Below are 10,634 nucleotides of genomic sequence, written 5' to 3' on the forward strand. Positions count from 1 at the left end.
TTTGCCCAGGCTGCCAAGCTGGTGGGGATGGGGGCTACGGTGGATGAGTTGACGCAGTCTTGTGGGTTGACTCAGGCTGAGGCGCAATTGATGAGCAAGTTGCATAAGGGTTGATTGGGTTTTGAGTACATATCCGTTGCTTCGGTAACGGCTGCTTATGGTTCCGCTCTTACAGCGGGTCACTTTTGGAAAGGCCCAAAAGTAACCAAAAGGCCTTCGCCCCAACACTCGGCACCTCGCCTAGGCTCGGTGTGCCCTCACTCCGGCTTGAATCCGTGGGCCGCCGCGATGGGCCATCCTTGGCCCAGCGCGGCTAACCCGGCGTCCTGCCGGGTTACCCACGGATTCAAGCCTGCGTTCGGCCAGCGTGTTTGACGGGGCGCCTCAGATCAAAAGCAAAAGCGCGGCGGCCTGGTAGCCGACCGGTTTCTTGAAGCCGGTCTCGGTTCAAATGTGGGAGCGGGCTTGCTCGCGAAGGCGACCCTGCCAGTTAAAAACTGTTACCTATGTGCGTGAACTGATTTGTAACCCATGTGGGTGAGTCATACCGGCAAGAGCCTTTTGCTTACTTTTGGGCTTTTCAAAAGTGAGCCGCCGTAAGGGCGGAACCTATTTCAGCCGTTACCCAAAGAACGGATATGTACTCAATACATCAAGGCCCACACACCAATACCTGCCGCTCATAATTCAACGCCTTGTTCTGCACCCCCAACGCATACGAAGCACTGCAACTGCGCTCCCCCCACTTGATCACCAACGTCCCCTGATCCTCCCCCACCAACGCCAACGCATTCCCATTCGGATCAGCAATCGCTAACTGCTTGCCCGTCGAGTCCTCCAACGAAGCCCCAAACCCCAGCGGCTTATGCTGCGCATCCAACAACTCGAACAACACCCGTCGGCCCGTGGTGCCGCTGTAGCGTGCAACCACGATGGCACCACGACGCGGCACCACTTGCTGGGTGGCGTTGGTGATTTCCACATCGCCGCCCAAGTCTCGGGTGTCCAGGCTGACCCAGTTGACCCGGTAAGGCTGCGCGTTCGGAATCACCGCATAGCCGTTGTAACCCGTCTCCACACCGCTGTAGCTGCTGATCTTCGCCCCGGAAATACCCGGCACCTCAGCCAGTGCAAAGGTCTCGCTGACGGTCTGCCCCAGGTTGATTCCACCGCCATGGGCCACCACCGAACCTGCAAGGTTGAGGTTCTGCGAGTTATAGCCCTGGCCCTGGCTGTAGCCCAGGCTCACATCCGCCACCGAGGTGCGGCTGTTGATGTTCACTGAGCCGGAATCGCCACTGGTGTCGCTGTGCCCGGCCTGTACCGAGTAGAACGTGTCGCTGGCGTCGGCGACGTAGCCGTTGATGCCCGCCTGGGTGGTGGTGTCGCCGTGCTGGCTGCTGGTGGTGACAAACGCTCGGGGTGCGCGGGCCTGGCTGCCCAGTGGGAACGAGATGGACAGGTTCACCTGGGTGTCACTGCTTGGCTCACCCCACGTGACAATCTGCTTGGTCCGGGTCACGCCGAGGTTGTAGCTCAGGTTGCCCCAGTTGCTGGTGTAGCCGGCGGAAAAACTCTGCGAGCCGCCACGATTCCAGTAGCGCTGGTCGCTGGCGTTCACATACAGGCTGCCAAATTCGCGGTTGCGCCCCAGGCTCTGGTTGATGGTGAGGTCGGTGCGGGTTTTCGAATGGCCGCTGCGCACGCGGATGCTGTCGCTGATGTCTTCGACATGGTCGCTGAAGCTGCGATAACCCTCGGTGGAGTAACGGTAGGCGGCCAGGGTGAAGTTGGTGTCAGTGCCGGCAAACGTCTTGGCGTACAACGCGCGCACGCTGCTGCCCTGGGTGGTTTGCCCCTGGGCCTTGCTTGAAGAATGGGTGACATCCAGCGACACCGCGCCCAACGCGGTGTTACGTCCGGCACCGAGGGACAGGGCGTTGTAGTCTTCGCTGGCCTGCAAGCCGACGATGCCGCTGAGGTTGCTGGTCAAGCCATACGCCAGGGTGCCGCTCAGGAAACGCGGAGTGGCCAAGCCCTCGGTGTTGCTATTGAACCGGCCCGCCGAGAGGCTGTACTTGACTTGCCCCTCACGCACCATGATCGGCAAGCTGGAAAACGCCTGCATCGTCACACGACGGGTGCCGTCGGCTTCGATCACGGTGATCTGCAAGTCGCCGTTGGAGCCGCTGGGGTAGATATCGTTGATCTCGAACGGCCCCGGTGCGACGTTGGCGGTGTAGAGGACGTAGTCGTTCTGGCGGATCTCCACCGTCGCGTTGGTCTGCGCCACACCACGGATCACCGGGGCGTAGCCGCGTTCGCTGTCGGCGCGCATGCCTTCGTCGGAGGCCAGTTTGACCCCGCGGTAACGCACACTGTCGAACAGGTCGGTGTCGGAAAAAATCTCACCGGCACTGAACTGGCCCTTGATCGCCGTCACGTCGTGCTGCACGTAGGTACGGTTGCTGGTGTAGGTGTTCTTGCGCCCGGTGCCGCCGCTCAGGTTCGATTCGTTGCGCAAGCGCCAGGCGCCCAGGTTGATGCCGTTGCGCAGGCCCAGGTTATTGGCGATGCGCGTGGCGTAGTCACCGGCTGTGCGGCTGCTGTTGAGCTGATAGTTGATGAACGCGGCCGGCACGCCGTCGTCCCACAGCTGCGGGTCGACATACCCGCGCAGCCCGCGCTGCATGGCCACTTGCGGAATGCTTGCGAGCAGGCGCAGGCGGCTGCTGTCGTAGCGCACCGTGGCGTCTTCGATCAGTGCTGGCAGCGGGTAGCAGTCCTGCGGCTGCTGCGGGTCGATTTTGCCTTGGGCTTGCAAGCGGGCCATGTCGATCCCCAGTTGCTTGAGCAGGTCGAGGGTCAGGCAGGCTTGCACCTGGTCGTTTTGCGGGTTGCGCTTGAAGTCGATATCACGGCGGCCCACCAGCACTTCGTTGCTGTACAGGTCGACACGGTAAGTGCCCGGCAACACGCTGTTGGCCGACAGCAACTGTTGCAGGTCGACGGGTGACTGCGAGCCCTGCAGGAAGGTGGTGTTGAAGGTCTGCGCAGCCTCGTCGGCCAGGGCCCAGGCGGGCAGGCAGGCGGCAATCGCCAGCCACAGCGTCTTCAATTTCAGTGCGTCACATGCGGACCTGTTGCTGGAAAGAAAAGACATGCGAAGACCTGTGGCATCCCGGGTGGGCGAGCAAGCGTGAGGCGAAGTGCTCAGGGTTTGAGGCGTGACTCGGTGGCGTGGGCAACACCACCCGCCAGGGCGGCGGTGTAATGGTTCTGCGCGCCGTAGTCATTGATGCTGGAGAACGACAACTGCACCGTGCCAGCGGCCACCGGAGCGTTCAGCGGGAACTGTTTTTCCTCGCCTGGGGCGACCATGGTGGAGTCACTGGCCAGTTGCGCCTGCACCTTTATGTCGGCCATGGACACGTGGTACAGCGTCGGGTTTTTCACGTTCAGTAGGGTTTGCGCGCCGCGTTTGGTCAGCGCCCACTCCAGCTGGGCAGGGGCTTGCAACGCACTGCCAGGCAAGCCGGCAGGGCGGAAAAAAATCTTGATGCGTTGGCGGATGGCCAACTGCAAGGTGTTTTCGGCGGCGCTGGCCTTGGGGATTTCCTGCACGTTGAGCCAGACCACCGACTCGCGGTCGGTGGGCATGCCGGCGCCTTCATACAAGATGCGCAGCAGTTGCTGTTCCTTGGCAAACACCCGTGCCAACGGCGGGGTAACGGCGAACGGCGCGCGGCTGCCGCTGGCATCGTTGCGGTCAACCCAGGACTGGATCAACACATCCTGGTTACCGTTGCGCACGGTGATGTTGGCTTCTTTGTGGTCGCCATCGAACACGATACGGGTGGCATTCAATGAAATGCTGGCGGCGGCCTGGGCAGCCATGAGCATGCCCAGCAGCCCGAGGCCCACGGCGATAGAACGAGGCAGCATGAGGGTTATCCGGTGTCATCAGAAAAAGAATGGCGAGGCCGCAGGGCCTCGCGCGTTCGGTGCTCGGGCGCCGGGGTTATTCGTATTGCAGGATGAACGGCAGGGTGGCGTCACCGCGACCGGCCGTCGATGCGCCGGCGGCACCGGTGGTGACGTAGGCGGCGGCAAAGCTCAGGGTGGCGTCGCCGCCTTCGGTGCCCTGGCCATGCATGGTGCTTTCGATACGTGCGGTGGCCGGCGAGCTGAGGTCGATCAACGTGCCCTTGCTGTCGAGCAGGGCGATGCCGACGTTTTGCGCGGTGGCCGAACCTGGGTTCAGCGCCAGTACGTTCTTGCCAGTCACCAGGCCCGAACCACCGTTGTTGGCGTCAAAAATCATCGCGACTTTGGTGCCCTGGTTGCAGTTGACGTTCAGGTTGAAGTCTTTGGCGGTCACACGGCCGGCAGTTGGGTTCTCGGCAGTGCCCATGTCCTTGATCGAGACGTTGCCCATGTCTACCGAAATGGTGCGGTCGGAGTTGGCGCCGTCCACCGAGCAAGCGTCGTTGTTGATCACGCCGGTGAAGGTGATTTTGCCGCTGCCGCCGAGGGTTGGCTTCGGTACCACCGGCTCTTCGGCAAAGGCACTGCCGGAGGCGCAAAGAATGGCCGAAGCGATAACAGCCAGGGAGAACTTCTTCATGATGATGTCCATAAGTGTGAGTTGGAAAGTGCGGTTTCTGAACTGCGGGGAAATAGTAAGAGGCGAGGGCGGGCGGGCAAATAAGACGATTCTTATAAGCGCCGAAGAGGCAGGGTTAGTTGCACTTATGGAGAGGTTAAGACCAGTAGATAAAGGGGGAAGCCATTGTCCTTGAATGGCTTTCAAGTGATTGCTTAGTTGAAAATATTGCGCGCCAGGCAATACGCCAGAAGGTCTTGATCACTGCTGACTTCAAGTTTGCGCATGGCCGATATTTTTTGTGCGCTGATGGTCTTGGAACTTCGGTTCTGGCTGCGCGCAATATCACTGACACTCATGCCCGAGATAAACAAACGCAGGATTTCGAACTCCTTGGGTGACAACGTCGAGAAGCGTTCGTCGATGGCGGTGAGGGTCTCGATCACCGATGTCTTGGGCGGTTCCAGGCTGCGATAGGCGCTTTGCTGGGCGATGGCCTTGAGTGCCAGCTGGATCTCGGTGTGCAGCTGGCTTTTCTGGATGATGCCGACCACCCCCAGTTCCTGCAGACGGGTGAGGATCAGGTGGTTGGAGATCATCGTCAGGATCAGGATCTGCACCTGTGGGAAATGCCGTTTCAGGTACTCCACCAGCTTCAGGCCATCGCCGTAGGGCGAGTCGCCCGGCATGTTGTAGTCGGTGATCACGATGTCAGCGCCCTGGCGCTGCAGCAACTCGATCAGGCCGGCCGAACAGACGGCCTCGCCCACGACCTGGAAGCGCGTGTCGCGCTCGACCAGTTCGCGCACCCCGAGCAGCACGATCGGGTGATCGTCCGCGATAACCACGTTGAATGTTTTCATAAGGGGCCGTCCGTAGTGCCAGTTCAAGTGAGGGGAGTGGGCCCGGGCTGGAGCGTATCCAGGACGGCCGAGAGGCGTTGCATGACCGTCTTCACCTTGAGCGTCAGCGCTGTGTCGAGGCTGCCACGGTTAAGTGCGCTTTCCAGTTCGATACAGGCCTGGGCCAGGCTGTTGGCCTGCACCGCGCCCAGCGCACCTGCGGCTGAATGCAGGCGTTGGCCGAGGCGGTGGGCATCGCGCTGTTCCAGCGCTTCGCCAATACGCAGCAGGTCCTGTTGCACACTGCTGATAAACAGCGGGCGCATCTTGTCCGAGAGGTGCACGCTGTCGTCAAAGGTTTCGGTGGGCGGTGCTACCTTGCACAGCTTGATCAACTGCGCGCGCAGGGTCTGCAGGCTCAGGGGCTTGACCAGCCAGGCATTCATGCCGACGGCCAGGCAGCGCACGCCTTCTTCGCGCATGGCGTTGGCCGTGACGCCGATGATCGGCAAGCGGGGCGCGTGTTCGCGCAGGGTCCTGGCCAGTTCGTAGCCGTTCATCAAGGGCATGTTCACGTCGGTCAGCACCAGGTCGAAAGCCTGCGGTTGCCACAGATGCAAGGCCTGTTCGCCGTTCGAGGCCAGGCTCACCGAGCAGCCGAGCGCTTCCAGTTGCTCCTTGATGATGGCCTGGTTGATCGGGTTGTCTTCGGCCACAAGGATGCGCAGCCCCAAGCGTCCGGCGCTCTGTGGCTGGGCCGCCGGTGGTGGTTCGTGCTTGCCGTGCTGCGCCAGGGATACGGTGGCGGCAATGGCTCGCACATCGTGCATGTCGACCACCCAGCCCTGCTCGGTCGGCAAGGGTGGGCTGTGGGCGCCCGGCAGGCAGATGACGCGTTGGCCGATCCAGGGTCGCGCAGGTTGATCGGGCAGCACATCCACCAGCACGGCGCGATGGGCCCCCGGTTCCTGGGTCGGCGCAGCCACGGCGGCTGCAATGCCCAGGCGGTTGAGCCAGTCGCACATCGATTGCGCCAATTCACGCACCGGCGCCTGCACATACACCGGCGTCGTGCTGGGTTCCACCAGGGGCAGATTCGTCAGTGCAGCGGCACACACCGGCAAGCGGATTTTCAAGGTAAAGCTGCTGCCCAGTCCGGGCTCGCTGACGACCTTGATCTGGCCGTCCATCATCTGCGCCAGCCACCGGCAGATGGGCAGCCCCAAGCCCGCACCGCCTTCACCTGCGGTGTCCGGAGCCTGGTAAAAGAGATCGAACAGTTTGGCCTGCTGTGCCTGCGCGATGCCCACGCCGGAGTCGGTCACCTGCCATTCCAGCTCCACCTGCTCAGCGTCGTGCGCGCGCACCCTGGCACGGATCACCACGCGGCCGATGTCGGTGAACTTGATCGCATTGCTCACCAGGTTGTTCAGGATCTGGCGGATACGCAGCGGGTCGCCCATGACGCTGTCCGGCAGCTGCGGGTCGATGCAACTGTAGAGTTGCAGGCCCTTGCGGTGGGCGAAGGCGGCGTAGGTGTGCAGGGTGTCTTCGAGCATGTCCAGCGGGCAGAATTCCACGGCCTCGATCGCCATTTGCCCGGACTCGATTTTCGACACATCCAACACATCGCTGATCAGCTGGAACAGCGTGGCGGACGAGCGCTGGATGGTCTGCAGGTAGGTTTTCTGATGCGGGTCCAGGTCGGTCAGGCCCAACAACTCCAAGGTGCCAAGCACGCCGTACAGAGGCGTGCGGATTTCGTGGCTCATGGTCGCCAGGAACAGGGTCTTGGCTTCGTTGGCTGCGTCGGCAACGCGGCGTGCATCTTCCAGCGCCGAAGCATCCTCGATGTGCCGGGTGATGTCATTGAACGCATACAGGCGCACGTCCTGCGCCTGATAACGTGTGGACACGAAACCGATCTGCAGGTGACGGCCTTCGATCTCCAGGTGCGTCTCGCCGCTCTCGGCGCTGTCGTGGGCGCCGGCCATGGCCGCGACCAGGCGTGCGGTGCCCGGCCATTGCTGGGCGCGCTGGTTCTCGATCAACACTTCGCCGTCGCTGCGGCGCACCACGCATAACCCGGTGGGGGCAGTGTCGATGATCACGCGGCTGAACGCCACGCTCTCGGCAATGTGCTCGTGGGCCAGGCGTGCCGGTGCAATCACTTGGCGCCGATACCAGCGGCTGCCGGCCCATCCCAGCGCCAGCAGGCTGCCCAGGAACAAGACCAGGCTGCTCAGCGGCCACACGGCGTAGTGGAAATAACGTGCGTAACTCAAGCCATAGATCGCGCTCCAGGGCTGGTCACCGGCCTGGGAAATCTTGAATACGAAACCGTTCGAGGTGAAGTGCACGCCGTCGCTGAGCGGCGCGCCAACGACTTCCGGTCCGATCAGCCGATGACCGTCAGGGGCGATTAACGTGATGCGATCAAACGCAGAGCGCTCCAGCGCGCGCTGTACGTCGTCGGCCTGGGCCAGGTCCAGCAGCGTGCCGACCACAGCCGAGTCCGGGCCGTCGAGCGCAATACCCATATAGGCCAGCAAATGCTCAGGCGCGGGCCCGGCCTGCCAGTACACTCGCTCGGGTTCCAGGCCCGGCGGCGTCTGCGCCAGGGCGTCCTGCACCGCGTTGACCCGCTCCAGCGGCGTGTCCACGGCAGGGATATCAATGGCGTAGTTCGCCTGGCGGTTGAACACGAACGTCTGTGGCGCCCCGTACGGCGAGGAGGACCAAAATGCACTGTAGTAACTGGTGAGATGAGCGCCCAACGCGAATATCCGCGGCCGGGCGCTGACACCCACGCGCTGCTCATCGAACGCCACGCTGAATGGCACCGAGAATGAGTACTTCTGGCCCTCGTACAAGGTGCGACGAGTGTCGACCATACGGCTTTTGAGGCTGACCTGGACGTTGGTGGCGCGCAACAATTCGGCCTGGATGCCGGGGTGCGCCAAGTTCTTGAGGAACGCTTCCTGCTGCGCCAGGTTTTCCATCAGTCGGGCGAAGTGAAACCGCATGGCGCCATAGCGGATATCGACGCCGCGTTGCAGCGACCAGTAGTTGGTGAGGGCCAGCAGCAACGCGACCCCGAACATCAACATCAGGCCTTTGTTCAGGCGCAAGGAGCTTCGGGTGAAGGCTTCGAGGATCGCGTTGTTGTGCTTCATCAAGGACGTCCGCAGGCGGAGAAAAAATCGGCACTGGATGGAGCTTAGCCCCTCTCTGCAACAAAAGATCCGTGCCTGGCGCCTAATGAGATGTCGCGGGGCCATCATTGTTCAGAAGTTGTTGAAATTGTTCGGAAGATACCGCGTGGGAGATCAAGAACCCCTGCACCTGGTTGCAGTCGATCTTGCGCAGCAAGGCCAATTGCTGGGGGGTTTCCACCCCTTCGGCGACCACGGTCAGGCCCAGCTTGCGGCCCAGGCTGATGATGCTTGCCAGGGCCGATGCCATGCCTTCGTTGTCGTGGCAGCCCTGGACCAGCGCCTGGTCGATCTTCAGTTCGGTAAACGGCGTGGACACCAGGTTGAGGTACGAGCTGTAGCCTTTGCCGAAATCATCCTGGGACAAGCCAAACCCCTTGATCCGCAGGCGGCAGGCACCGGCGTAGAAGTTGCTGATGTCCTGGGGCACCGAGCACTCCATCAGCTCGAAACAGATCATGCCGGGGATGCCGTCGTGCAGCAGCACGAACTCCAGCAAACGGTCGGCCAGGTCATGGCTGTTGAGCAAGTGGGTCGGCAGGTTGATCGACACCGGGATGTCATAGCCGCGCAGGCACCATTGTTTTTGCGCGTAGATTGCCTGCTTGAGTACCAGCCACAACAGGCGCTCTTCCAGTTCGAAGGCTTTGATCGCCTCCAGGAAAGCGCCGGGCAACATCACGCCTTGCTCGGGGTGCATCCAGCGCACCAGCGCTTCGGCGGCGACGATGCGACCGTTGGCCAGGGACTTCTTGGGTTGGAACCAGGCTTGCAACTGGCCGTTGCCCATGGCCTGGATCAGCGTGTAACGGTCGATGTCGGGGTGTTTGGTCGGCAGAGGAGAGGGCGTGCGCATCTTGTGCCTGAGTTGCTCGACCAGGCTACGCAAGGCGTCGGCAGCCACCGGTTTGGAGATCAGCCCGATCACTTCCACGTCCAGGTTCTTGGCCACCAGGCTGGCGGCCATCAACATGCGCCGCGACGCCACGCTCATGATCGCCAGTGCTGGCTTGCAGCGCAGGCTGGCCAGGCTTTGAATGAATTGCACACCGTCCATGCCGGGCATCAGCAGGTCGGTGAGCACCAGGTCGAAGTCCCGTTGGCGCAGGCGCTCCAGCGCTTCTTTGCCATCCTGGGCGGCTTCGAGCATGAAATCCCCCAACTCACTGAGCAGGTGCTGCAAGTAGATGTGCTGCAGAGGATGGTCCTCGACGATCAAAATACTAAGGGGCTTCATGAATGATCCGTGCATAAGGCGCCAGGGAATTGAAGAGCGCCCGCAACGCGAAAGGCTTGACCAGGCAATGGTTCATGCCGGCGGCCAGGCACAGGTCGGCCTCGCCGCGCATCGCGTTGGCGGTGGCCCCGATAATCGGCAACGGGCAGCCCTGGCGCCGCAGTTCCCGCGCCAGTTCGTAGCCGTTGATGTGGGGCATGTTCACATCGGTCAGCACCACGTCGAAGGTGCCGGCGGTGTAGAGCTGCAACGCTTCATGACCATCGGCGGCCAACTCCACGGTGCAGCCGAGTTCTTCCAGTTGGTCGCGCAATATCAGCTGGTTGATAATGTTGTCTTCGGCCACCAGCAGGTGCAGGTTGAGCTTTTTCAGGTCGCGCTGGCGTGTCTGTTCGTCGGCGCGTGCCACCCACAACCCCTGTGCCTGGCTGACCGCTTGATGGATCGAACTCAGGTGGTTGAGGTTGACGTGCCATGCACCGGCCTCATCCGGCGGGGGGCTGCTGGCGTTGCTGCTGGCATGGATGACCGGGCCCGCCCAGTCGGCGACCAGCAATGGGTCAACGTTGCCGGGGTGCAGTTGCAACAGCAGGTGCCCGTCAGTCTGCGCCGGCAGGGCGGTCTGCGCGCGTGCGCCCCAGCGGCGTAACCAGCCGCTGATCGCATTCGCCAGTTCCGGGATAGGCGAGGCGATGTAAATGGTTTCGGCCAGCAGGGCTGGCAGGGGTGGGGTG

General features: G+C 62.1%; 8 protein-coding genes. 1 reads left to right on the forward strand and 7 read right to left on the reverse strand.

What is annotated here, in order from left to right:
* The coding region (locus HX823_RS29240; protein ID WP_177078095.1) for a DUF2802 domain-containing protein at nucleotides 1–114 on the forward strand (114 nt) is incomplete at its 5' end.
* A gap of 538 nt (nucleotides 115–652) precedes the next feature.
* Here HX823_RS29240 and HX823_RS29245 read toward each other — a convergent pair.
* The 7 genes from HX823_RS29245 to HX823_RS29275 all read right to left on the reverse strand — a co-directional run.
* A complete protein-coding gene (locus tag HX823_RS29245; RefSeq protein ID WP_177078098.1) occupies nucleotides 653–3,163 on the reverse strand; it encodes a fimbria/pilus outer membrane usher protein in 2,511 nt (836 codons plus the stop codon).
* Nucleotides 3,164–3,213: 50 nt separating this feature from the next.
* Complete coding sequence (locus HX823_RS29250; RefSeq protein ID WP_038849134.1) at nucleotides 3,214–3,945, reverse strand: molecular chaperone; 732 nt, start codon at nucleotides 3,943–3,945, stop codon at nucleotides 3,214–3,216.
* 76 nt (nucleotides 3,946–4,021) lie between these two features.
* A complete protein-coding gene (locus tag HX823_RS29255; protein WP_038849147.1) occupies nucleotides 4,022–4,627 on the reverse strand; it encodes a fimbrial protein in 606 nt (201 codons plus the stop codon).
* Nucleotides 4,628–4,821: 194 nt separating this feature from the next.
* Entirely contained in the window at nucleotides 4,822–5,469 is a 648-nt protein-coding gene (locus tag HX823_RS29260; RefSeq protein ID WP_025854954.1) for a response regulator, read from the reverse strand.
* 23 nt (nucleotides 5,470–5,492) lie between these two features.
* Nucleotides 5,493–8,624 carry a hybrid sensor histidine kinase/response regulator gene (locus HX823_RS29265; RefSeq protein ID WP_177078100.1) on the reverse strand — a complete coding sequence of 1,044 codons (3,132 nt, stop codon included), beginning with the start codon at nucleotides 8,622–8,624 and terminating at the stop codon, nucleotides 5,493–5,495.
* 82 nt (nucleotides 8,625–8,706) lie between these two features.
* Complete coding sequence (locus tag HX823_RS29270; protein WP_038849128.1) at nucleotides 8,707–9,900, reverse strand: EAL domain-containing protein; 1,194 nt, start codon at nucleotides 9,898–9,900, stop codon at nucleotides 8,707–8,709.
* On the reverse strand, nucleotides 9,887–10,634 hold a 748-nt coding region (locus HX823_RS29275; RefSeq protein WP_177078102.1), incomplete at its 5' end, for a response regulator. The genes HX823_RS29275 and HX823_RS29270, both read right to left, overlap by 14 nt.

The sequence above is a fragment of the Pseudomonas sp. P7759 genome, from assembly GCF_013386445.1.
Lineage (GTDB): Bacteria > Pseudomonadota > Gammaproteobacteria > Pseudomonadales > Pseudomonadaceae > Aquipseudomonas > Aquipseudomonas azotoformans_A.

Excerpts from the sequence above, each read along its gene's own strand:
- HX823_RS29245 (WP_177078098.1), bottom strand. The coding sequence starts at position 3,163 with ATGTCTTTTCTTTCCAGCAACAGGTCCGCATGTGACGCACTGAAATTG.
- HX823_RS29250 (WP_038849134.1), bottom strand. The coding sequence starts at position 3,945 with ATGCTGCCTCGTTCTATCGCCGTGGGCCTCGGGCTGCTGGGCATGCTC.
- HX823_RS29255 (WP_038849147.1), bottom strand. The coding sequence starts at position 4,627 with ATGAAGAAGTTCTCCCTGGCTGTTATCGCTTCGGCCATTCTTTGCGCC.
- HX823_RS29260 (WP_025854954.1), bottom strand. The coding sequence starts at position 5,469 with ATGAAAACATTCAACGTGGTTATCGCGGACGATCACCCGATCGTGCTG.
- HX823_RS29265 (WP_177078100.1), bottom strand. The coding sequence starts at position 8,624 with ATGAAGCACAACAACGCGATCCTCGAAGCCTTCACCCGAAGCTCCTTG.
- HX823_RS29270 (WP_038849128.1), bottom strand. The coding sequence starts at position 9,900 with ATGAAGCCCCTTAGTATTTTGATCGTCGAGGACCATCCTCTGCAGCAC.